20 protein-coding genes are annotated in these 22235 nt (G+C 62.5%); 17 read left to right on the top strand and 3 right to left on the bottom strand.

Features of this window, described 5'->3' with window-relative positions; genetic code table 11:
• The first annotated feature begins 85 nt into the window (after nt 1–85).
• On the top strand, nt 86–604 hold the full coding sequence (locus ACZ5J0_RS13605) for a GNAT family N-acetyltransferase (protein ID WP_142938401.1): 519 nt from the start codon (nt 86–88) through the stop codon (nt 602–604).
• Here ACZ5J0_RS13605 and ACZ5J0_RS13600 read toward each other — a convergent pair.
• Nucleotides 601–1971 carry a 6-phospho-beta-glucosidase gene (locus ACZ5J0_RS13600; protein ID WP_464093298.1) on the bottom strand — a complete coding sequence of 457 codons (1371 nt, stop codon included), beginning with the start codon at nt 1969–1971 and terminating at the stop codon, nt 601–603. The genes ACZ5J0_RS13605 and ACZ5J0_RS13600 overlap by 4 nt on opposite strands.
• A 64-nt stretch (nt 1972–2035) precedes the next feature.
• Here ACZ5J0_RS13600 and ACZ5J0_RS13595 point away from each other — a divergent pair, with 64 nt between their 5' ends.
• Genes ACZ5J0_RS13595 through tsaD form a run of 6 tightly spaced genes read left to right on the top strand, consistent with a single transcriptional unit; the run spans nt 2036 to nt 7341 of the window.
• Nucleotides 2036–3130, top strand: a complete 1095-nt coding sequence (locus tag ACZ5J0_RS13595; RefSeq protein ID WP_464093297.1) for a carbohydrate kinase family protein — start codon at nt 2036–2038, stop codon at nt 3128–3130.
• Nucleotides 3131–3187: 57 nt separating this feature from the next.
• Nucleotides 3188–4441 (top strand): alanine racemase, encoded by a 1254-nt coding sequence (alr, locus tag ACZ5J0_RS13590; RefSeq protein WP_464093296.1) that lies wholly within the window; start codon nt 3188–3190, stop codon nt 4439–4441.
• A complete protein-coding gene (gene tsaE, locus ACZ5J0_RS13585; protein ID WP_464093295.1) occupies nt 4438–5016 on the top strand; it encodes a tRNA (adenosine(37)-N6)-threonylcarbamoyltransferase complex ATPase subunit type 1 TsaE in 579 nt (192 codons plus the stop codon). Before alr ends, tsaE begins: the two co-directional genes overlap by 4 nt.
• The gene (gene tsaB, locus ACZ5J0_RS13580) at nt 5016–5687 is read left to right on the top strand and encodes a tRNA (adenosine(37)-N6)-threonylcarbamoyltransferase complex dimerization subunit type 1 TsaB (RefSeq protein ID WP_223940622.1); all 672 of its coding nucleotides are present in this window, start codon (nt 5016–5018) and stop codon (nt 5685–5687) included. The genes tsaE and tsaB overlap by 1 nt, the downstream gene beginning before the upstream one ends.
• Before the next feature lie 53 nt (nt 5688–5740).
• The gene (rimI, locus tag ACZ5J0_RS13575) at nt 5741–6196 is read left to right on the top strand and encodes a ribosomal protein S18-alanine N-acetyltransferase (protein ID WP_166840869.1); all 456 of its coding nucleotides are present in this window, start codon (nt 5741–5743) and stop codon (nt 6194–6196) included.
• Nucleotides 6193–7341, top strand: coding sequence for a tRNA (adenosine(37)-N6)-threonylcarbamoyltransferase complex transferase subunit TsaD (tsaD, locus tag ACZ5J0_RS13570; protein ID WP_250820148.1), 1149 nt, complete (start codon nt 6193–6195; stop codon nt 7339–7341). The genes rimI and tsaD overlap by 4 nt, the downstream gene beginning before the upstream one ends.
• 25 nt (nt 7342–7366) lie before the next feature.
• Here tsaD and ACZ5J0_RS13565 read toward each other — a convergent pair whose 3' ends face one another.
• Nucleotides 7367–8518: a glutamate--cysteine ligase gene (locus ACZ5J0_RS13565; protein ID WP_142938409.1), complete on the bottom strand. Its 1152-nt coding sequence runs from the start codon at nt 8516–8518 to the stop codon at nt 7367–7369.
• Between the two features lie 167 nt (nt 8519–8685).
• Between ACZ5J0_RS13565 and ACZ5J0_RS13560 the strand changes: the two genes are divergently transcribed.
• Genes ACZ5J0_RS13560 through ACZ5J0_RS13550 form a run of 3 tightly spaced genes read left to right on the top strand, consistent with a single transcriptional unit; the run spans nt 8686 to nt 10834 of the window.
• Nucleotides 8686–9831: a GTP-binding protein gene (locus tag ACZ5J0_RS13560; RefSeq protein WP_223940620.1), complete on the top strand. Its 1146-nt coding sequence runs from the start codon at nt 8686–8688 to the stop codon at nt 9829–9831.
• A gap of 29 nt (nt 9832–9860) precedes the next feature.
• Nucleotides 9861–9983, top strand: a complete 123-nt coding sequence (gene ykgO / locus ACZ5J0_RS13555; RefSeq protein ID WP_011775528.1) for a type B 50S ribosomal protein L36 — start codon at nt 9861–9863, stop codon at nt 9981–9983.
• 38 nt (nt 9984–10021) lie between these two features.
• Nucleotides 10022–10834, top strand: coding sequence for a shikimate 5-dehydrogenase (locus ACZ5J0_RS13550; protein ID WP_142938411.1), 813 nt, complete (start codon nt 10022–10024; stop codon nt 10832–10834).
• A gap of 20 nt (nt 10835–10854) precedes the next feature.
• Here the strand turns inward: ACZ5J0_RS13550 and ACZ5J0_RS13545 are convergent, their stop codons facing one another.
• Nucleotides 10855–12084 (bottom strand): THUMP-like domain-containing protein, encoded by a 1230-nt coding sequence (locus ACZ5J0_RS13545; protein ID WP_464093294.1) that lies wholly within the window; start codon nt 12082–12084, stop codon nt 10855–10857.
• A gap of 67 nt (nt 12085–12151) precedes the next feature.
• On the opposite strand from ACZ5J0_RS13545, the gene ACZ5J0_RS13540 reads away from it, so the two are divergent.
• The 7 genes from ACZ5J0_RS13540 (at nt 12152) to ACZ5J0_RS13510 (ending at nt 22103) form a co-directional block, all read left to right on the top strand.
• Entirely contained in the window at nt 12152–12511 is a 360-nt protein-coding gene (locus tag ACZ5J0_RS13540) for a hypothetical protein (protein ID WP_250820151.1), read from the top strand.
• A gap of 191 nt (nt 12512–12702) precedes the next feature.
• Nucleotides 12703–12999, top strand: a complete 297-nt coding sequence (groES, locus tag ACZ5J0_RS13535) for a co-chaperone GroES (RefSeq protein WP_011775524.1) — start codon at nt 12703–12705, stop codon at nt 12997–12999.
• A gap of 84 nt (nt 13000–13083) precedes the next feature.
• A complete protein-coding gene (groL, locus tag ACZ5J0_RS13530) occupies nt 13084–14697 on the top strand; it encodes a chaperonin GroEL (protein WP_062073085.1) in 1614 nt (537 codons plus the stop codon).
• A gap of 162 nt (nt 14698–14859) precedes the next feature.
• Nucleotides 14860–16494: a helix-turn-helix transcriptional regulator gene (locus ACZ5J0_RS13525; protein WP_464093293.1), complete on the top strand. Its 1635-nt coding sequence runs from the start codon at nt 14860–14862 to the stop codon at nt 16492–16494.
• A 150-nt stretch (nt 16495–16644) separates the two neighbouring features.
• Nucleotides 16645–17742, top strand: a complete 1098-nt coding sequence (locus ACZ5J0_RS13520; RefSeq protein WP_223940617.1) for a flavin-containing monooxygenase — start codon at nt 16645–16647, stop codon at nt 17740–17742.
• A 216-nt stretch (nt 17743–17958) separates the two neighbouring features.
• The gene (locus ACZ5J0_RS13515) at nt 17959–20022 is read left to right on the top strand and encodes an acyltransferase family protein (RefSeq protein WP_464093292.1); all 2064 of its coding nucleotides are present in this window, start codon (nt 17959–17961) and stop codon (nt 20020–20022) included.
• Nucleotides 20019–22103: an acyltransferase family protein gene (locus ACZ5J0_RS13510; protein ID WP_464093291.1), complete on the top strand. Its 2085-nt coding sequence runs from the start codon at nt 20019–20021 to the stop codon at nt 22101–22103. Before ACZ5J0_RS13515 ends, ACZ5J0_RS13510 begins: the two co-directional genes overlap by 4 nt.
• Nucleotides 22104–22235 lie beyond the last annotated feature (132 nt).

The raw sequence follows: 22235 nt of genomic DNA, 5'->3' as shown, positions 1-22235 counted from the left end.
ATTCAACTTTGCGCTGCAGAAAACATTACTCCTGCCGTTGAGTCCTCAGCCGGGCAAGCTTCGCTATGTGGACAAGACTGCTAGCGTGGCCGCTGTGAGCCAAGAACAATCTTTTGACATCCGTAAAGCAACACCTGAGGACTGGCCCGGAATGTGGTCGATCCTGCAGCCGGTGATCCGCGAGGGCGAGACCTTCACATGGGATCGCGACACCACAGAAGAGGTGGCCAGGAGCAAATGGGTGAAGGAAGCTCCCGGCCAGACCTTCGTTGCTGTGCGCCAGGGCAGCGGCGAGATCCTGGGAACAGGGGAGTTCCACGCCAATCAAGCCGGTGGTGGAAGCCATGTTGCCAACGCCGGATACATGGTGGGGGCCAACAACTCGGGTCAAGGTATTGCCAGGGCCCTGTGCGCCTACTCACTGAGCGAAGCGAAAGCGGCAGGCTTCCGTTCCATGCAGTACAACGCCGTGGTGGAGAGCAACGTGCGTGCCGTGTGGTTGTGGCAGTCCATGGGTTTCAAGATTCTGGCTACGGTGCCTGAAGCCTTCAACCACCCTGAAATCGGCTACGTGGGCTTGCACGTGATGTACCGAAAACTTTAGGCCCACAGCTGGGTTAATTCAGGAAAAGCGGCCTCGTATCCGTCAAGCAGTTGCCGGCCCAGGGCGAGCGAACCTACCAGGGGATGTGCCGCAAAGGCTTCCACAGCTGCCTCGCGCTCGCCGGACACCACGGCGCGGATTGTCAGCCGCTCCACCTCCTTGATGTGCTGCATCAGGGTGAGGAACTGCCCGTCCGGCCGGTCCTGGGCCAGCGGCAACGCGCCGTCGGGCGTTACCTCGCAGGGAACCTCGACGACGGCGTCCCCAGGCAGTCCGGGCACCGCCGCCTCGGCAGCGGGCCCAGTGGGAGACACCGGCGAGTTGGGCACATTGAGGATCAACTGCGCCCTACCTCCGCCGGACAGCGCACGCATTGCCGAAAGCGCTACACGTTCGTATCCGCCTCCTGCGAGATCGGACTCGTCCCGCTGTTCCCCGTGGGTCCTCGCTTCTGCCAGGTAACCTTCCTCCCGGGAGCGCCGGGCGTCATCCCACAGCCGGTATGGCTGTGAAGCATGGAGAAGCGACGGGTACAGCAACTGTTGCTGGCCGTGGATGGACGCCCCGCGGGTTTGCTGCTGCTGTCCAATGGCCTGGGTGGCCTGCGACGTTTGGTAGTAGTAGTAAAGGTATTCGTTGGGCAGGCAGCCAAGGAGAAGGAGGGTGTGCTGCCCGAACAAGCGGCCCTCCTCCATGGTTTCAAGTGCACCGTGATCAGACAGCAGATCCGGTAAGAGGTCCCGTCCAGCGGGTGCCAGCCGGTAAAGCCAGCCGAGGTGGTTCAGCCCGAAGTAGCCCACGCCGTCGAGGTGCCCTTCAGCAAGGGGGGCCCCGGCGGCGCGGGCAGCACGCTGGACCAATCCTCCGGCGGAATCGCAGATGCCGATCACCCGGTTACCCAAAACCGGCACCAAAGCCTCGGTAACCATGCCGGCCGGATTGGTGAAGTTGATGAGCCACGCATCGGGGCAATACTCCCGCATGGCCTCAGCGAGTTCCAGCATCCGGGGGATGGAGCGCAGCGCATAGGAGATGCCGCCGGCGCCGGTGGTCTCCTGGCCCAGCAACCCCAACCTCAGGGGAATCTGTTCGTCCGCGATCCTCCCCGCGGTACCACCGGGTCTGATCGCCGCGAACACCATGTCCGTGCCGGTGAGTGCCTGCCCAAGATCCGTGGAAACAACGACGACGGGCCCGGAACCGCCCGTGGGCATGTCGCGAAGCACCGCCTCAATGGCAGCGAGCCGTAATTCATCCACGTCAAAGAGAACAAGCTCGTCCACCAAACCTGCGAAAGGTCCCTCACACAAAGCCCGGTACACGAGGGGAACCCGGAATCCGCCGCCACCGGCGATCATGAGCCGCATGGTCCGAGTCTATGCAGGCATGCAAGTCTATGCAGCCCAGCACGTGCAGCGTAGTCTGCCGTGCATGGACGCTATGCCCCAGCGACGATTCGACCCCCTGGCTGCCGTGCGGTCTGACGGGGACCACCAGTGTGACCTCCTCCTGACCGGCACGGTTTTCCAAGACATCATCTTTACCGGACTTCCGCACGCACCCGAACCCGGCACGGAGGTGTGGAGCGATGGCATGGGCAGCTGCCCCGGCGGTGTGGCCAACCAAGCCATTGCTGCCGCGCGGCTCGGCTTGCGAACCAACCTCGCGGCAACGTTCGGGGACGACGGCTACGGCGACTACAACTGGCAGATCCTGGAAAGCCAGGAGCACGTTGACCTCTCACTCTCGCAGCGGGTTTCGGGCTGGCATTCTCCAGTGACGGTATCCATGTGCGTAAACCAGGACCGGTCCATGGTCACGCACGGCCACCCCGCCCCGATCACCTCCTCGGAACTGATCGGGAAGCCACCCAAGGCGCTCGCCGCCGTCGCCGATTTAGGTGAGGAGATGGAACCGTGGATGCTTGCAGCCAGGGATGCAGGCACCAAACTCTTTGGCGTGGTGGGCTGGGACCCCACCGGGGAGTGGTCCGAGCGCCGGCTGGACCAGCTGGCCAACTTCCATGCCTTCCTTCCCAATGCTCCCGAAGCGATGGCGTTCACCGGCAAGGCGGACCCGTGGGCGGCGTTGTATTCGCTGGCTGACCGCGTCCCAGTGGCAGTGGTAACCCTCGGCCCCCAAGGCGCCGTGGCAGTGGACTCAGAAACCGGGGAAGAAGAATGGGTGCCGTCCCTGCCCGTATCAGCCTCAGATCCCACCGGCGCCGGGGACTGTTTCGGGGCGGCCTTCATTGTGGGGTGCCTGGCAGGGTGGAGACTGGGGGACCGGCTCCGGTTCGCGAACCTTTGCGCCTCCCTGGCGGTCCAGGAAGTGGGAGGCTCACTGGCCGCACCGGGGTGGGGCGACATCGCCGACTGGTGGCAACGGGCAAACGCACGGAAAGAGCGCCAGTCGAGTCAATGGTTGCGGCGCTTCGCCTTCCTGGAACCGATCGTGAAGGACATCCCGGCCGAAGCCCAACGACGAGCCCGGGCCACCATCGCGCATCTGTCTGACGCTCAGTAGCCCCTGATGGAGCCCCGCAGTTAACCCGAGTTCACTGACAGCACTAGAATCTCTAGGGTGACTTACGAAGCAGCTGCAGATATCGGGATCGGGACGAAAGCCTCCATAGCAAAGTCAGCGGTGCTGGAGCGCTCCGCCGTCATCGACCTCGACGCCGTGCGGCACAACGTTCGTCAGTTCGTGGGCATTGCCTCCCCGGCCGCTGTCATGGCTGTGGTGAAGGCGGACGCCTATGGGCACGGTGCCGTGCAGGTGGCGCGGGCAGCCCTCGACGCCGGAGCTGCCTGGCTGGGTGTCGCCCACATTTCCGAGGCGCTCGCCTTGCGCGCCGCCGGAGTCGAGGCCCCGCTCCTCGCCTGGTTGCACACCCGCGAAAGCAACTTCCAAGCGGCAGTCGCCGCCGGCATCGACGTCGGGATCTCCGGTTGGGAGCTGGAAGCGGTTGTCGCCGCAGCACGGGAACAGGAACGCCCCGCGCGCGTGCATCTCAAGGTGGACACGGGACTGGGCCGGAACGGCTGCACCATTGCGGACTGGGACCAGCTGTTGGGACAGGCCATGGACTACCAGGATCAGGGCCTCCTGCGGGTGGTGGGTATCTTCTCGCACCTGGCCGTTGCAGACGAGCCGCAACGCCCCGAAACGGACCATCAACTGGCCGTCTTCCGCGAGGCAATCGCCATGGCCGAGGACGCCGGCGTTGACACCGAGGTCCGGCATATAGCCAACACGCCGGCGGCTTTGTCCCGGCCCGACTCTCACTTCGACCTTGTCCGCGTAGGCCTCGGTGTGTACGGACTTTCGCCCTTCGAAGGGGCCACATCTGCCGAATTGGGCCTGCATCCCGCCATGACTGTCCGGACTCTCCTGTCCAACTGCAAAAAGGTACCCGAAGGCCAAGGCGTCTCTTACGGACTCAATTACCGGACCAGCGAGGAAAGCACGCTGGGCCTGGTGCCGCTGGGCTATGCGGACGGCGTCCCCAGGGTCGCCACCGGGGGTCCTGTACGGGTAAACGGCACGACGTATCCGGTTGTTGGCAGGATCGCCATGGACCAGATGGTCATCGACCTCGGACCCCTGTCGTCGGAGGAGGCGGCAGGCCTCAAGGGTGCCGAGGCTGTCATGTTTGGTAATGGAGCAGACGGTGGCCCCACCGCCGATGATTGGGCGGCCGCAGCAGGAACCAACAACTACGAAATCGTGACGCGCATCAGCCCCCGGGTCCCTCGCAGCTACGTCAACGAAATGCCCGCCACGCCGGAGTCACCAGCGGCCCTCAATGACGCAGCTGGAACGGCAACGCTGTGAGCGACGCCCAGTGGGAGCGCACGCTCACGGTCACGACGGCGGAACAGACACACGCGCTCGCAGCGGCTGTGGGCGGGGTGCTTGAGGCCGGGGATCTCCTGGTCCTGACAGGCGAGCTGGGTGCGGGCAAGACGACGTTCACCCAGGGACTTGGCGAAGGCCTGGGGGTGCGTGCAGGCATCATTTCGCCAACGTTTGTCCTGGTACGGATCCACCCAAATCTCCCGGATGGCCCCAGGCCTGGTGGTCCGGACCTGGTCCATGTTGATGCTTACCGGCTGGACTCGGCAGCGGAGATCGACGACATCGATCTTGAGAACACCATGGATACAGCGGTCACCGTGGTGGAGTGGGGCAGGGACCGGGTGGAGCATCTCTCGGACAGCCGTCTGGAGGTTGACCTGCACCGGTCCGTTGGCGGGGCAGCCGCTGCGCCCACCACGGACGGGGACGTTATGGACTTCGACACCGATGACGACGACGAGCCCCGCACCATTGTTTTCCGCGGATTCGGTCCCCGCTGGGCCGAAGCGCCGCAGGTCCTTGAAACTACGTCACCTGTGAAAGGCCTCTAATGCTGATCCTGGCCATTGATACGTCAGCGGTTGCCAGTGCGGCGCTGATTTCGGACGATGCCATGGAGTCCGTGGTGGAATCTTTCGCCACGGAGGATACCCGCAGCCACGCCGAAGTCCTTGCTCCCGGGATCGCAAAGCTTTTGGCCGGTGCCGGTGTCACCGGCGCTGACATTGACGCGATCGTCACGGGTGTGGGACCCGGCCCGTTCACCGGGCTCCGTTCGGGCATTGCGACGGCCCGCACCCTCGCCTACGTTTGGAACAAGCCGTTGTATGGGCTGATGAGCCTGGACGCCATTGCCTTGGAAGTTGCGGAGTCAACGGCCTCCACACCCGAGTTCCTTGTGGCTACCGATGCCCGACGCAAAGAGGTTTATTGGGCCCGTTATGTGCTGGCTGACGGACAGCTTCCGGAACTCGTGGACGGCCCTCATGTGGGTTTCGCCTCCGAGCTCCCGGACTTGCCGGTGTTTGGGGCGGGTGCAGGTTTGTACGCCGATGTCCTCACTGCGGACGTTGATTTCGCTCAGACCCAGCCGGACGCGGCCTCGCTGGGGCAGTTCGCTTTGGCAAAGCTCACGGCCGGTCAGACCTTGCTGGACTCTACACCGTTGTATCTGCGCGAATCCGATGCCCAGGTGCCTGGACCCAGGAAGCGTGCGCTGTGACGGAAAGGAAATTCTCACCCAAGCTGGAACTCGCCGGTCTTTCCCTGCGGGACATGACCGAGGCTGATATCCCGGCAGTGGAGACGTTGGAGCGCCGGTTGTTCCCCGTGGATGCCTGGCCGTTGCAGATGTTCTTCGACGAATTGGCCCAGCCGGAGACCCGGCGCTATGTGGTGGCGGAGGTTTCCGGGGAGATCGTGGCCTACGCCGGGTTGATGTGTATTGAGCCGATCGCGGACGTCCAGACGATCGCCGTCGTGCCTGAATTCGAGGGCAAGGGCATCGGTTCGGCTGTCCTGACTGAACTGATTGATGAAGCGCGTCGCCGCCGTGCGGCAGACGTCCTGCTGGAAGTCCGGGCGGACAACCCCCGCGCCCAGCAGCTGTACTTGCGGTTCGGCTTCGAGCAGATCCACGTGCGTCCCCGCTATTACCGGGACGGCACGGACGCCCTGATCATGCGTCTTGAACTGAACAAACCACAGTCCCACGAAGGAGCCACGGCGTGAGCGGGCAGTATCCGGAACAGTCACAGCAGCAGCCGCTGGTGCTGGGCATCGAGTCTTCCTGCGATGAGACCGGCGTGGGGATCGTGCGGGGGACCACCCTCTTGACCAACACCGTGTCCTCGTCCATGGATGAGCATGTCCGCTTCGGCGGTGTCATCCCGGAGATCGCGTCGCGCGCGCACCTGGACGCTTTTGTGCCCACTTTGCAGGAGTCGCTGCATGAAGCCGGTGTCACCTTGGACGAGATTGATGCCATTGCCGTGACATCCGGTCCCGGCTTGGCAGGTGCGCTCATGGTAGGCGTCTGTGCTGCCAAGGCGCTGGCTGTGGCCACGGGAAAACCGCTGTACGCCATCAACCACCTGGTGGCGCATGTGGGCGTGGGACTCCTGAACGGACGTCAAGGAACTGAGGGAAAGAACGACGCCGGTGCTGCCGCCGGCTTGGGAGCCGGCAAGCTGCCGGAGAACCTCGGAGCCCTCCTGGTCTCGGGCGGGCATACGGAAATCCTGCGCATCCGCAGCATCACGGACGACGTCGAACTCCTCGGTTCAACCATTGACGACGCCGCCGGCGAAGCCTACGACAAAGTGGCCCGCATCCTTGGCCTCGGGTATCCGGGTGGGCCCGCAATCGACAAACTGGCGCGCCAGGGTAACCCCAAGTCCATCCGTTTCCCGCGCGGACTCACTCAGCCCAAGTACATGGGTACGGCGGAGGAGAAGGGGCCGCACCGCTACGACTGGTCTTTCAGCGGCCTGAAAACAGCGGTGGCCCGGTGCGTTGAGCAGTTCGAAGCCCGTGGCGAAGAAGTCCCCGTGGCGGACATTGCCGCAGCGTTCCAGGAAGCCGTGGTGGACGTCATCAGTTCCAAGGCAGTCCTGGCTTGCAAAGAGCATGGCATCACGGACGTCTTGCTCGGTGGGGGTGTAGCAGCGAACTCGCGGCTCCGGGAACTGACCGGGCAGCGCTGTACTTCCGCCGGAATCAAGCTCCACGTCCCGCCGCTGGACCTGTGCACGGATAACGGCGCCATGGTTGCAGCGCTCGGTGCCCAGCTGATCATGGCCGGCATCGGCCCCAGCGGAGTCTCCTTCGCGCCGGATTCCTCCATGCCGGTGACCACGGTGTCAGTGCCCGCCTGAGATTCAGACTCAGGCAAACAGGGAACTAGGCGTCAGGTCCTTTGCGCATTTGGTGCACGAGGTCCATGACCACTGCCTGCAGGTCACCGTTGTGTTCGGCGGCGACGCGGCGCTGGCGCTGGTAGCTTGCCCCACGCTCAATGATCTTCAGGACGTCTGCCAATTCTTCGGAGCAGCCGAGCTTTGCTGCCACGGGCTCAAGCCGCGCGACGGTCTCCGTGAGGTGCTCTGTGACAAGCTGCTCGTTGCCTTCGGCGTCGAGGATGATGATGGCTTCCATGCCGTAACGCGCGGCCCGCCATTTGTTCTCCTGCACATGCCAGGGCGGCATGGTGGGGATGCTGCCGCCTGCATCAAGGATGGAGGAGAACTCGTCCACCAGGCATTGGGTCAGCGCGGCAATGGCTCCTACTTCTTCAAGAGTGGCCAGCCCGTCGCAGATGCGCATCTCGATGGTCCCAAGGTTGGCCACCGGGCGGATGTCCCAGCGGATTTCTGAGGTCGCATCGATGACGCCGGTGGTGAACATGTCCTGGACATAGGACTCGTACGCTTCCCACGTGTCGAATTGGAAGGGGAGGCCTGCGGTGGGAAGCTGCTGGAACATGAGCGCACGCTGGGAGGCGTAGCCGGTCTCTTCTCCGGCCCAGTAAGGGCTTGAGGCGGACAGGGCTTGGAAGTGCGGGAAGTAGTTGACCAGCCCGTCCAGGATGGGAAGGACCTTTTCCTTGCGGTCGATGCCCACGTGGACGTGAACACCGTAGATCACCATTTGGCGTCCCCACCATTGGGTCCGCTCAATGAGCTTGGCGTAACGCTCCTTGTCCGTGACGGGCTGGAGCAGGGGAGGGCTGAAGGGGTGGCTGCCTGCGCAGAACACTTCGACGCCCATGGGATCGGTGACTTCACGCACGGCGGCCAGGGAGCGGCTGAGGTCTTCCTTGGCGTCTTTGACTGTTTCGCAGATCCCGGTGACCAGTTCCACCGTATTGAGGAGCAGTTCGCGCTTGATATGGGGGTGTTCGTCGTCCTCGTTGAGGTCGGGGTGGTTCGCGGCGACGCCTTTGAGGACGTCGTTGGCCACTGATACCAGTTCCCCGGTGCGTGCATTGACGAGCGCCAACTCCCATTCCACACCCAGTGTCGATTGCCTGGATGGCGCAAAATCAATCTGCACGTAGTCCCCTCATTTGTCTTGTCTCAGCCGGACACGGTTCCCCGCTGTGGGGCCGCCAGCGGTCGGAACAAGTCTAATGCAGCTGGAACGCAGGTTTCTGCTGTGGTCTTGCGAGGGGGAAAGTCCCGTCATTTGCTATTGAGAATGCTTCTCAATAGAATCGCTGCATGCATCTCACAGTTGTCAGTTCCTTGGACACCCAATGCCGCGAGTCCGCCGCTGCCCGGCTCGGCCAAACCCACGCCAATTCCGTGGTGGTCCTTCACGATCTCCTTGATGGCTCGATGGTCCTGCGGCGGGTATACCGGAACGGCCAGTTGTTCGAGCGCGAAACCACAGTTCTGGAGCATGGTTGCCTCAGCTGCACTGTCAGATTAGATGTAGTCCCGACGGCGGAACGTCTCGCCTCCTGCGGTTTCGACCATGTAGTGCTGGGCCTCCCTCCCGGCGTTGCGGCCGGCATGGCCGTTGGCGAGCTTCGGCGTGGCCTGAGCCGCCCTGCGGTGATAGACAACGCCGTACTGGCTTTGGACCCTGCGGACTTGGATGACCATATTTGGGACCGTCACACGCTGTTCGAGTCCGGGTTTACGTCCATGCCCACAGATGAGCGAACCAGCGGAGAATTCCTGATCGGCGAGTTCGGGCAGGTGGATACGGTGATGGTGCACCCCGGCCTGGGTGCAGTGCTGAGCGGCGAACCTCGCGAAGGCACTTCGCAGTGGCAGTTGGGTGTCCAGTTGCTTGGCCAGTTGGCGTCCCACGCAGGCGTCATTGGCGCCGCTGACGCCTACAGGCCGGGATGCTTCGACGACGCTGAAGCGGCGGCACGCAACCGTCCCGGCGTCGTGCGTGTGCCCGTCAGCGATGGGGGTGGGTCCTACCGGACGGTGCTCCACAAAGTGGGTCGGCCGCTGCATCCGGGACGCTTCCGCGAAGCCCTGCCCCAACTGGCCGCCGGAACGCACTGGCTGCGAGGCCGCCTCTGGATCGCATCAGCGCCGAAAACAAGGATCGCCGTCCAAGGTATTGGGCCTAGGGTCTGGCTCGAAAGTACCGGGAAATGGCTGGCGGACTCGGCCGAACCTGGCCAGGCGCACCCCGGAAAGGCGGGTGCCGACGTCGACTCTGTCCTGGACTGGCATCCCAGCCGCGGCGACCGTGGAACTGTGCTGGCGATCACCGGCCTTTCGGAGGACATCGACGCCCGGGAATTTCGCGGGCTCTTGGACGGTTGCCAACTCACCCAAGCTGAAATGCAGCAGGATTTCGGCGTGTGGGACGACCCCCTGGAACTCAGCGACGCCCTTTAAACCAACCACCCAACCAAAGGAGAAACACCATGAAGGTCAGGAATTCGCTGCGTGCCCTCAAGAAGATCCCCGGCGCCCAGATTGTGCGCAGGCGCGGGCGTACCTTCGTCATCAACAAGAACAATCCGCGGATGAAGGCGCGGCAGGGCTAACCGCACGTCGGTGATAAGGGGGCGTGTTTAATGGGGGAATGCCAATCCTGAACAAAGACATGTCCCTGTGCATTTCGCTTGCGGCCCGGCCCAGCAATATCGGCACCCGGTTCCACAATTATTTATACGATCTGCTCGGCCTGAACTTTGTCTACAAAGCATTCGCCCCTGCGGACATCACCCTTGCAGTGGCTGGCATCCGCGGCCTCCCCATCCGGGGCGCCGCGGTGTCCATGCCTTACAAGGAAGCCGTCATCCCGTTGGTTGACGTGATGGACCCGTCGGCCAAGGCCATTGATTCGGTGAACACCATCGTCAACGACAATGGCGTGCTGACTGCCTACAACACGGACTACATCGCCATTGCCCGGCTGCTAAAGGACCACCAGGTTCCCAGCAGCCACAGCGTGCTCCTCCGCGGTGCAGGCGGTATGGCCAAGGCCGTAGCCGCAGCACTTCGGGACGCCGGGTTCACCGCCGTCACCATCGTGGCCCGCAACGAGGACACCGGCCGTGCACTGGCAGATCTTTACGGCTTCGCCTGGCAGGATGACGTCAACGGCTCCACAGCTGATCTCATCATCAACGTCACGCCGTTGGGAATGGCAGGTGCGGACGAAACAGCGCAGTCCTTCGACGACGCCACGATAGCCGCGGCGCAAGTAGTGTTTGACGTCGTGGCTTTGCCGTCCGAGACGCCACTTATCAGTGCTGCCCGGAAGGCGGACAAGAAGGTGATCACGGGCGCTGAAGTTATTGCCATCCAAGCCGAGGAACAATTTGTCCTCTACACCGGCGTGCGCCCTAGCCCTGAGCAGGTCCGCGAAGCCTCGGAGTTTTCACGCCGCTGACTGCCGGGTGCCGCTGACTGCTAGGCAGTGACCGGTTCCACCACAACAGCCACTCTCTCCTCGCCGATCCTGGTGAGGACCAGGGTGGCTGTTTTCGTCCCAAGGGACTTATCCGGTTTGGCGGGCAGCAACTGCTTCCGGAGTTCCTCGGGAGTGACTGCCGTGCCGCGCTTCTTGATGTCCAGCACAGTGATCCCGTTGGCCTTGACCCAAGCCTTGAGGGCCTTGACGTTATAGGGCATCACCTCAAGAACCTTGTAGGCACGGGCGAAGGGAGTGTCGTGCAGCGCAGGCGCGCAGATGTAGGCAATGTGCTCGTCCACCAGGTGCCCGCCCAGCCGTTCGGCGACGTCGGCCACCAGTCCTGCGCGGATCACCGCACCATCGGGTTCGTAGAGGAAACCTTCTACAGGCCCGACGGCGGCTACCGGGCCGCCGTCGAAATCCGTGCCGCTGGTGATCTCAGCGGCGCCTTGGCCGCCAATCACCAGCGCGGCGCGACGCACGCCGGGGCGGGACACTGCGTTGAACCACAGGGTCACTTCGGTGACGTCGCCGCCTACCGAAACCCACTGGGCTTCGCAGCCTGAAGGCACGGACTCATGCGGGATGCCGGGACCCATCTTGACGCCGATGGCGCGGCCGGTAGCCGCCAGGCGTTCCACGAAGGACAACGGGGGAGAGAAGGCTTCAGGGTCCCAGATCCGTTTGGTTCCGGAGGTGGACGTGGTTCGCCGGGCGGGATCCAGCCATACGCCGTCCACCCCGTCCAATTCCACGGTTGTTGCGTCGGAGTGCACCACGGTGGCATGCGGGAAGGGCATGAGATTGATGGTGGCGCAGGCGGCGGTGGTTTCATCCATCTCAACCGCGGTCACGGAAATGTCCATTGACGCCATCGCCATGGAGTCGGCGCCAAGGCCGCAGCCCAGGTCTGCAACGTGCGAGATGCCGGCCTTCGCGAAGCGCTCGGCGTGACGGGCTGCGACGTTCAATCGCGTTGCCTGCTCCAAGCCGGCTTGGGTAAAGAGCATCTGCCGGGCAAACTCGCCGAACTTTGCCTCTGCGCGCGTCCGCAGCCTGGATTGCGTGAGGACCGCAGCTACCAGCTCCGGGGAGTGACCCGCTTTGCGGAGGTCTGCGTTGACGCTGAAGGAATCGGCCTCCCGATAGGGTCCCAGTGAGGCAAGAAGTTCCCATCCTTCAGTAGTCAGCAAGGGTGCGATCTGTTCCTGCGGTGCGTGAGGCATGGAATCAAGCCTAACGGCGCGGCGCTTGACAGCGTGACCGGCGAATCAGCCGGATAGGGTTGTTTTCATGGAAGACAACGCAGCACCGCACCCCTCCCTGACGAAGATTGCGCGCCCCGCCCTGATAGCGGGGGTCGTGATCGCGGTGGTCTGCATCGGCCTGCTGATCATTATCTTCGCGTTGGATTCCTTCAATGCGGCTACTTACTCGGTGGCCGGCAAGAGCGTCAATGACGCCACCGATGAAGCGCGGGGCATCCGCGAACTTTACAGCGGCGCCCGGACCGGTGGAATTATCACGCTGGTGATCTCCGGCATCGTGGCTATAGCCGCCGCCGTGGTGCTGTACCTGAACCGCGGCAATGCTCCGCTGGATGAGGATGACGACGGCGAAGACTACGATCTGGACGACCTGACGGGCAGGTAAGGGACGTTCACCCATGACGAAATGCTGGCACTCACCTTGACCGAGTGCTAACGCTTACATAGAGTCTTGTTAGCACTCTCCCCCGGAGGGTGCTAACTACGCCAAGCGTTCTCCGGCACCGCGACGACGGTTGAACGCCCAGGCACCCTAGTTCTTAGTCCATGAATCAGCTCATGAAAAGGAGAGTCCGAGTGTCGGTCTCGATTAAGCCTCTTGAGGATCGTATTGTTGTTCGCCCGCTCGAAGCAGAGCAGACCACGGCTTCCGGCCTGGTCATTCCGGACTCCGCACAGGAGAAGCCGCAGGAAGGCGAAGTTGTTGCAATCGGCCCCGGCCGCTTCGATGACAACGGAAACCGCGTACCGGTTGACGTAGCTGTTGGCGACGTCGTCATCTACTCCAAGTACGGTGGAACCGAAGTCAAGACCGGCGGCAACGAGTACCTCGTTCTGTCCGCCCGCGACGTCCTTGCGATCGTCGTAAAGTAACTTCCCGGAGCCCCGCACCGCCGTCGAGTTGGAATGATTCCAGCCGCCAGCGGTGCGGGTTTTCTGTCTTGAAAGGACACAACCATGGCAAAGCAGCTTGCTTTTAACGATGCTGCCCGCCGGTCTCTTGAGGCCGGTATCGACAAGCTCGCCAACACTGTCAAGGTGACGCTTGGTCCGCGCGGCCGCAACGTCGTGCTGGACAAGAAGTGGGGCGCACCCACCATCACCAACGATGGCGTAACCATCGCCCGTGAAGTTGAGCTTGATGACCCCTACGAGAACCTTGGCGCACAGCTGGCCAAGGAAGTAGCCACCAAGACCAACGATGTTGCCGGCGACGGCACCACCACGGCCACCGTGCTGGCACAGGCCCTGGTCAAGGAAGGCCTGCGCAACGTGGCTGCCGGCGCCGCTCCGGGCGAGATCAAGCGCGGCATCGAGGTTTCCGTTGAAGCAGTAGCCGCCCGCCTCCTGGAGAATGCCCGCGAAGTCGAAGGCACCCAGGTTGCCAGCGTCGCAGCCATCTCCGCACAGAGCGACGAGGTTGGCGAACTGCTGGCCGAAGCGTTCGGCAAGGTTGGCAAGGATGGTGTCATCACCATTGAAGAATCCTCCACCACCCAGACCGAACTGGTCCTCACCGAGGGCATGCAGTTCGACAAGGGCTACCTGTCCCCGTACTTCGTCACCGACGCTGAGCGCCAGGAAGCCGTCCTCGAGGACGCCCTCATCCTGATCAACCAGGGCAAGATTTCCTCGCTGCAGGACTTCCTGCCGCTGCTGGAGAAGGCCCTGCAGGCAAACAAGCCGCTCTTCATCATTGCTGAAGACATTGAAGGCGAAGCCCTGTCCACGCTGATCGTCAACCGCATCCGCGGCACGCTCAACGTTGTTGCCGTCAAGGCTCCGGGCTTCGGCGACCGCCGCAAGGCCATGCTCCAGGACATCGCCACGCTGACGGGCGCCCAGGTTGTTTCCCCGGACCTTGGCCTGAGCCTGGACACCGTTGGCCTCGAGGTACTCGGTACCGCACGCCGCATCACAGTCACCAAGGACAACACCACCATTGTTGATGGTGCCGGTACGGCTGAGGACGTCGCTGACCGCGTTGCACAGCTGCGCGCCGAGCTTACCCGGACGGACTCCGACTGGGACAAGGAAAAGCTGCAGGAACGCCTGGCCAAGCTGGCCGGCGGCATCGGCGTGATTAAGGTTGGCGCAGCCACCGAGGTTGAGCTGAAGGAAAAGAAGCACCGCATCGAGGACGCTGTTTCCTCCACGCGTGCAGCCCTCGAAGAAGGCATCGTTTCCGGTGGCGGTTCCGCTCTCATCCACGCCCTCAAGGCACTGGACGAGTCCCCGGCCGTCAAGGCGCTGGAGGGTGACGCAGCAGCTGCTGTGGGCATCGTCCGCCGCGCCCTGGTCCAGCCGCTGCGCTGGATCGCCCAGAACGCTGGCTTCGACGGCTTCGTTGTTGTTGCCAAGGTTTCCGAGCTGGAAGCAAACCACGGCTTCAACGCCAAGTCCGGCGAGTACGAGGACCTGATCGCCGCTGGCGTGATCGACCCCGTGAAGGTCACCCGTTCGGCTCTCCGCAACGCCGCTTCCATTGCTGCTCTGGTTCTCACCACCGAGACCCTGGTTGCCGAAAAGCCGGCTGAGGAAGAAGACGCACACGCAGGCCACCAGCACTAACGGCCTGGTTTAACAGAAGCCCCGGTCACGTTGACCGGGGCTTTTGTTGTCTGCGGCTTTCCGCGGGGCGGCTATTGTGAGCGTACGACGGCGGCGGTAACCTGACGCTACTAGGGCGGCTTGGGTGCGTCATTCGGTCTGTTCCCGGTCGCAAGGTGAGCCATGACAGTTCCGGACACAGACTTGGATTTGGGACGCTCGGCCTTCCACGAGCGCCGTTGGCGCGATGCGCTTGAGTGCCTCACCCGCGCCGATTCAGAGGGCGGACTCCCTCCGCAGGACATCGAATTGGCGGCATCTGTGGCGATGCTGCTTGGCTTGAATAGCCAAAGCATTGAGTACCTGACCCGGGCGCACGACGAATTCCTGACCATGGGAGACACTGACAATGCCGCGAGGTGTGCGGCCTGGCTGGTTATGTTCCTGATGGACATGGGAGAGCCGGCCCGTGGAAACGGGTGGTTGTCCCGTGCCAAGCACGTGCTGGAAGGTATGTCAGGTCCCTGTGCAGCCGAGGGATACCTCATGATTCCAGCGGCCCTCGGTTTGTTGCGCAGTGGAGCCCCGGCAGCTGGACACGGTCTGTTCGCCAAAGCCTTGGAGCTGGGAACCTCCTTCCACGACAAAGACCTCCAGGCCTTGGGCCGGCTCGGTGTCGGCACCACCCGCGTTTCCCTCGGGCACGTGGAAGAAGGTTTGCAGCTTTTGGATGAAGTGATGGTCTCTGTCACCTCAGGTGAGGTCTCTCCCATCCCCGCAGGGATCATCTACTGTGCAGTCTTGGGCAGTTGTCGTCTTTCCAACGATGTGCGCCGCGCCCACGAGTGGACTGCGGCCTTGGAACGCTGGTGCGGGGATCGCCCGGACATGGTGATGTTCAGTGGACAATGCCAGGCTTACCGTGCCGAACTGTTGATACTTCACGGAGCGTGGGAAGAGGCCCTGTCGGTGGCGCGGGCCGCCGAAGGCAGGGTGCGGAAGGGCGACCCGGATGCCACGTTTGGATCCTGGTATCAACAGGGCGAAGTACTTCGCCTGCAGGGTTTCCTGGTGGAAGCGGGGAAAGCCTACGCCATAGCTGCCGGGACCGGATTCGAACCTGTTCCCGGCATCGCGCTGCTTGAGCTGGCCGAGCACAAAACGGCCCAGGCACAGGCCACCATGCGGCGGGCGATGGCAGGGGCCGACCCAGCCAATCGACGTCGCTTGCTGCCTGCCGTCGTCGAGGTTGAACTTGCCGCTGGCGACGCGGCTGCTGCCAGGCTCGCGCTGGACGAACTGTCCGAGCCTCTTCAGCAGGGCGGCCGTCCATTGGAGATGGCCCTGGTTGCCCATGCCGCTGCCCAGGTGCTGTTGGTCGAAGCCGAGCCCCAGGCCGCGCTTCGTGAGGCGAGAAGGGCGTGGCGGATCTGGTACAGCCTCGAAGCTCCCTATCAAGCCGCCCGGTGCAGGGTACTTGCGGCGCGTGCGTGTGCCCTGTTGGGCGATCCCGATTCTGCTGCCATGGAGTTCGAGGCTGCCAAAGCCGACTTGGCAGATCTTGGGGCGATGCCGGCAGTAGCAGAGGTCCTGGAACTCACCGGCGAGAAGAACAAAGGCAGCTCACCGTTGACTGACCGCGAGGTGGAAGTGCTCCGGCTGGTGGCCGGTGGGCACTCCAACCGAACCATCGCCCGGGAGCTTTACCTCAGTGAAAAGACAGTGGCCAGGCATGTGAGCAACATTCTTTCCAAACTCGCGGTGCCGTCCAGAGCGGCCGCGACCGGCTACGCCTTTGAGCACGGCCTGATTCGCTGAAAACCACTGCGAGTGGTCAGAAATACCCATCCCGCTGGAAATGAGTGGCTCACTTGACCGATGCGGACCCAGGCGCCGCGCTCATAGCGTGGCTCCTATCAGGTCACAGCAAAGATCAGTGATCCACTGCAAGCGAGATAGGAGACGATGATGTCCGTTCACCACAATCCAGAAGTTGACACCGTCATTGTGGGTGGCGGCCAGTCCGGGCTCGCGCTCGGGTACTGGTTGGCAAGGCAGGGCAGGAACTTCCTCATCCTGGACCAGCACCAGAGGCCAGGGGATGCTTGGCGTCAACGCTGGGACTCCTTGCGCCTCTTCACTCCGGCCAAGTATGACGGCCTTCCCGGCGCACCTTTCCCCGGCGACCCCTTGGCATTTCCCACCAAGGATCAGCTGGCTGACTACTTGGAAGACTATGTGCGCCGCTTTGAATTGCCTTACGTTGCCGGCGTACGCGTGGAGGACATCAGCTCTGAGGGTGAGGCTTTCGTGCTCCGGTCGGGAGACCGCGAATGGAGAAGCAGGAATGTGGTCATCGCCACAGGTGGTCACCGTATCCCCAAAGTTCCTGCCTTCGCGGGCGAACTGGATCGGAGCATCCTTCAGCTGCACTCTCAGGATTACAAAAACCCCGGTCAGTTAAAGGAAGGCCCTGTCCTGGTGGTGGGCCTGGGCAATTCCGGTGCGGAGATTGCCCTTGAAGTTGCCCGCTCCCGGCCCACACTTCTTGCTGGCAAGCCCAGCGCCGAGATGCCTATGCGGCATGGCCGTGCAGCTGCGCGTTTTGCCCTGCCGGTAGTCCGCTTCCTGGGCCTTTACGTGCTCAACCTCAATACCCCCATGGGACGAAAAGCGGCTCCCAAGTTCAAATCCATGGCGGCCCCGCTGATCCGCACCAAGAGCAAGGACCTGGCCGCTGCCGGTGTCCGCCTCCATCCCAGGTTGGCTGGTGTGCAGGACGGACTCCCGGTACTGGAAGACGGGACGCAGGTGGAGGCCGCGAACGTCATATGGTGCACTGGCTATCACGAGGATTACTCATGGGTGAACCTGCCGGCATTCGACAGTCACGGGGAACCGCAGCAGACCAGGGGAGTGGCAGACAGCGTCCCGGGCCTGTACTTCCTTGGCCAGGAGTTCCTGTTCGCGGCAGCCTCGGCAACGCTGCCCGGTGCCTGCCGGGACGCCCGATACCTCGCCGGGCGGGTCACGGCGCCGCGTTCCAGCGGCCTCGTCAACGTGTAATAGCTCACGTCGTAGTGGGTTGTGCCGGGCGTCAAGGTTGAGGAGCGCCAGGAGTATCAGCACAGGTCACGCACAGGTTTGGGTGGCAGAATGTATGGCTGGACCTGTGCTGATGGGGCATCGAATGGCGGCCGGGAACACTCTCCCACATGGGTTGCGTGACTGAAAACGCGTAATATTGATGCTTTGTGCCACAGCTTTGAGGAACTGCCTACCGTGACGACGCCAACGATTCCAGCCCCTGCCCACCACGGTAGGCGGGCTTCCGGACCCGTTGCGAAATCCAAATTCCGACCCGAAATCCAAGGCCTTCGGTCCTTGGCTGTCCTTATGGTGGTGAGCTACCACATCTGGATCGGCAGGGTCTCCGGCGGCGTTGATGTCTTCCTTTTGATCTCCGCATTCCTTATGACTCTCCAGTTCACGGGCCGGTACAAACAAGGCCGTCCCATGGACCTTGTGCGGCACTGGCTGCACTTGTTCAGACGGCTGCTACCCGCCGTGGTCGTGGTTCTTGTGTCAACTCTGGCAGCAACCTTTATTTTCCTGCCGGCCACGCGATGGTTCGAGATTGTCCAGCAAACCTGGGCGTCGCTGTTCTACTTCGAAAACCGGCTGCTGCAGGATCTGGCCGTGGACTATTACGCCACTGACCACAGCATGGCCAGCCCTGTGCAGCACTTCTGGTCGCTGTCCATCCAGGGTCAGGTATTCATTCTGTGGCCCGTCATTTTCGCCACTGCAGCGCTGGTGTGCCGACGCTTCGCCCTGCGATACCGGGCCACGTTGGTGTACGTCTTTGCCATCATCTTCCTGGTCTCGTTTGTCTACTCCATCATTTTCACGGCCAGCAATCAGGCAGTGGCATACTTCGATACCTTTGCCCGTTTGTGGGAGTTCGCCCTGGGCACGTTGGTGGCGTTGATTCTTCCCGCCCTGAACTTTTCCAAACCTGTCCGTATTGTCATGGGCTGGGTTGGTGTGGTGGCGATGCTCACGTGCGGCATCCTGCTGCAAGTACAAACGGCCTTCCCCGGATTCGTCGCATTGTGGCCAACACTGGCTGCGGTGGCCGTTATTGCGGCCGGACAGACCGGAAGCCGTTTCGGTGTGGACCGGATACTGAGTTCCAAATTCCTGGTACGGCTCGGTGACAATTCGTATGCGCTCTACCTCTGGCACTGGCCCATCCTGGTGATTGCTTTGGCCTGGAGCGGAAAGGATCACGCTGGCTGGCTGTCCGGCACGGCAATCGTGGCGTTGTCGCTCATCCTGGCTTTCCTCACCACCAAATTCGTGGAGAAGCCATTCCGCGAATGGAAATGGCCCGAGGTAAAGAGGCGCCGCTCGGTCATCGCGATCGTGGCCTGCCTGGCCGTGGTGTCCGCACCCCTGATGGCATTCCAATACCGCCTGGACCTGGACCAGCAAGCTGCGGAGGCGCGGATGGTCTTTGATAACCCCGGCGCGAAGGCCCTCCTGCCCGGGTACGTCAATGAAGCAGCTCCGAATGCGCTCACTCAACCAACCGCTGAAAGGATTGGGCGTGACTGGGCCAATCTGCCCAACGGATGCTCCGGTGACACGAAACCCGAATCACAGCTGCTGCAGGACAACTGCAAGCAGAACGGCGTGGGAGATGATGCCACCAAGACGGTCCTTGTTGTAGGCAACTCCCACTCCCAGCAATGGCTTGCTGCCATGGAAGTGCTGGCGGAGCAGCACCATTGGCGCCTCTACTCCTTGCTGTACGGGGCCTGCCCCTTTATGACTGAAGATCCCGAGTCCGAGCCGGGCTGCAACAAGTTCAACAGTGAAGTGCGCAGCCATATCCGGGAACAGGCGCCGGACGCCCTTTTCATGGTGGGTACGGCGGCTGTTTCCTCCTTGCCTGATGAAAGACTGACGCACGGATTCGAGGACCTCATTCCCGAGGTCACGGGGCTGGGCATCCACGTAGTGGCGGTGCGTGACAATCCGCGGTTTACCTACAGCCTGACGGATTGCACCCTTTCCAAGGGGGTGGACAGCCGGGATTGCCGCCCGCTCAAAGCTGACGTCCTGGCCGAACCCAGCCCCTTTGATGCGGTGACTGGCAAGTACCAGAACCTTTCCTTGCTGGATATGTCCGACCTGATGTGCCAAGGACTCTATTGCCCGCCGATCATCGGTAATACGTTCGTCTACCTGGATGACAACCACCTGACCAAAACCTACGTCAAGAGCATGGCAGGCATGTTGGATGAAAGGTGGTTTACCGCGACAGGGTGGCAGCGATGATGGAGAAGAAGGCCGCCGCACCGGCCACTCCCGCAGAAAAGCCCGCGACCCGGGCCAAACCAGGCTTCCGGCCCGAAGTCCAGGGGCTGCGTGCACTGGCTGTGCTGATGGTTGCGGCTTACCATATCTGGCTCGGTAAGGTTTCCGGCGGCGTGGACGTCTTCCTGCTGATTTCGGCTTTCCTTCTGACATTGTCCTTCACACGCAAGCTCGAAAGCCGCGCGCCACTAAGGCTTGTGCGGCACTGGCTGCACGTGTTCAAGCGTCTGCTGCCCGCTGTCGTCGTTGTCCTGCTGGCGATCCTCGTCGGCACCTGGGCATTGATCCCGCAAAGCAGGTGGCCGGATGTCCTCACCGAGGCGTGGGCATCGCTGATGTATCGCCAAAACTGGCAGCTTGCCGCTTTCGCGGTTGACTACTACGCCCAGCAGCACGTGGACGCCAGCCCGCTCCAACATTTTTGGTCGTTATCCGTCCAAGGCCAGGTGTTTATTCTGTGGCCTTTGATTTTCGCCGGGGTCGGCCTTGCCCAGCCGCTGCTGGCCAGGCTGTTCCCGCAGCGGAAGGCCGTGGGCCACAGGCAACTGCTGTTCATCACCTTCGGTGCGGTCTTTCTGGCATCGCTCGTGTTCTCCGTGGAGCAGACCGCCACCAACCAGGCATACGCGTACTTTGATACCCGTGCCCGTCTGTGGGAGTTCGCCCTGGGTTCCCTGCTTGCCTTGGCGATTCCCTATCTGAAACCGGGACGCCGGCTCCGTGTCGTCCTGGGCTGGGCCGGTATTGCTGCGATGCTAGCGTGCGGGCTGGTGCTCCCCGTGGATCGTTCCTTCCCGGGTTTTGTGGCTCTCTGGCCAACCCTTGCAGCCGCGGCCGTGATCGTCGCCGGCCACAGCGGAAGCCGCTTTGGCGCAGACCGTCTCCTGAGTTCGCGCCCGCTGGTGGTGCTGGGGGACAACTCGTACGCCCTGTACCTGTGGCACTGGCCGGTGTTGGTGTTCTTCCTCCTGGCCTCCGGCACCAAGCAGCCGAGCCTCCTCCAGGGCTTGGGAATCATGGCGGTTTCCCTTCTCCTCGCGGTAGCCACCACGAGGTTCGTCGAACTTCCCTTGCGCAGCTGGAAGTGGCCGGACGTGCGGTCCTGGCGGGCCGCCGTCGTGATTGCTGCCTGCGGTGCGCTGCTGGCGCTACCTGTCACCGCCTGGCAAAGCGCCATCACCGCGGAAGCGGCAGCGATTGCCGATCAGCCTCACGAACTGACGCCCGGCGCGGCAGCGCTGGCCCCGGATTACGCAGGTAAGCCGAGCGAAGAAGCCCTGATCATCCCGGCGCCGGCGGCCATGAAGGACGAATGGGCCAACGTAGACGGCGCGTGCACAGGGGACAATGTGCCCACCGACCCCGTGTTGGAGGGATGCCTGCAGAATGAGGAACCCGAGGTAGTCACCAAACGAATTGTGGTGTTGGGTGACTCCCACTCCCAGCAGTACATGGCCGCACTTGGCCCGATTGCCAAGCAGCACGGCTGGGAAGTGGTCACGCTGCTCAAGGGTGGGTGCCGGTTTGGCGCGCAATCGCCGGAACGCCCGGAGTTCTGTAACGACTTCAATAAGGCGAGTTCTGCCTACGTTCTGGAACACAAACCCGACGCCGTGTTTACGGTGGCATCGCTGACGCACGTTGACGCGCCTTTCGAGACCGAAGTCCCCGGTTACCTTGAAGGCATCAAGCCGTTCACGGACCTGGGAATTGATGTGGTGGGTGTCCGGGACAACCCGCGATTCAGCTTTAACATGCCTGAGTGCGTCCAAAAAAAGGGCAAGGATTCTCCCGACTGCAACGTTCCGCTTGAAGAATCCTTGGCGGCTTCCTCACCCTTGGATGACTACGTCGGCAAGGTTGAAGGGCTCCATCTCATGGACATGAGCGACTTCATCTGCGAGCAAGGGACATGCCCGGCTGTTGTGGGGAACGTCTACGTCTACAAGGACGACAACCATCTTTCCAAGACCTACGTGCAGACCATGATTCCAATGTTTGAGGAGCGGCTGCTCGCCGCTACCGGCTGGTCCGCCAGCTAGGTTCGCTGTCCGGCGGTTTTAAACGCACGACGCCGGCCTGCCGCCAGTGCGATTGCTCACAGTCGGGCGTCGCGGAATATGGCGATAGGCGCGGAGGTTCTAGTATTTATCCAATACCTTCTGCGCAGGCAA

It is taken from the genome of Arthrobacter sp. DualSoilB13, from assembly GCF_055389195.1.
Note: the sequence above shows the minus strand (reverse complement) of the source record. Positions and strands in the feature narration are given on the sequence as shown.

What these genes read in the sequence shown, in the direction of transcription:
- ACZ5J0_RS13600 (WP_464093298.1), bottom strand. Translation starts at nt 1,971, where the DNA reads ATGCGGCTCATGATCGCCGGTGGCGGCGGATTCCGGGTTCCCCTCGTG.
- ACZ5J0_RS13595 (WP_464093297.1), top strand. Translation starts at nt 2,036, where the DNA reads ATGGACGCTATGCCCCAGCGACGATTCGACCCCCTGGCTGCCGTGCGG.
- ACZ5J0_RS13540 (WP_250820151.1), top strand. Translation starts at nt 12,152, where the DNA reads ATGGAAGACAACGCAGCACCGCACCCCTCCCTGACGAAGATTGCGCGC.
- ACZ5J0_RS13520 (WP_223940617.1), top strand. Translation starts at nt 16,645, where the DNA reads ATGTCCGTTCACCACAATCCAGAAGTTGACACCGTCATTGTGGGTGGC.
- ACZ5J0_RS13510 (WP_464093291.1), top strand. Translation starts at nt 20,019, where the DNA reads ATGATGGAGAAGAAGGCCGCCGCACCGGCCACTCCCGCAGAAAAGCCC.
- ykgO (WP_011775528.1), top strand. Translation starts at nt 9,861, where the DNA reads ATGAAGGTCAGGAATTCGCTGCGTGCCCTCAAGAAGATCCCCGGCGCC.
- rimI (WP_166840869.1), top strand. Translation starts at nt 5,741, where the DNA reads ATGACCGAGGCTGATATCCCGGCAGTGGAGACGTTGGAGCGCCGGTTG.
- ACZ5J0_RS13525 (WP_464093293.1), top strand. Translation starts at nt 14,860, where the DNA reads ATGACAGTTCCGGACACAGACTTGGATTTGGGACGCTCGGCCTTCCAC.
- ACZ5J0_RS13560 (WP_223940620.1), top strand. Translation starts at nt 8,686, where the DNA reads ATGCATCTCACAGTTGTCAGTTCCTTGGACACCCAATGCCGCGAGTCC.
- tsaB (WP_223940622.1), top strand. Translation starts at nt 5,016, where the DNA reads ATGCTGATCCTGGCCATTGATACGTCAGCGGTTGCCAGTGCGGCGCTG.
- groL (WP_062073085.1), top strand. Translation starts at nt 13,084, where the DNA reads ATGGCAAAGCAGCTTGCTTTTAACGATGCTGCCCGCCGGTCTCTTGAG.
- ACZ5J0_RS13545 (WP_464093294.1), bottom strand. Translation starts at nt 12,084, where the DNA reads ATGCCTCACGCACCGCAGGAACAGATCGCACCCTTGCTGACTACTGAA.
- ACZ5J0_RS13550 (WP_142938411.1), top strand. Translation starts at nt 10,022, where the DNA reads ATGCCAATCCTGAACAAAGACATGTCCCTGTGCATTTCGCTTGCGGCC.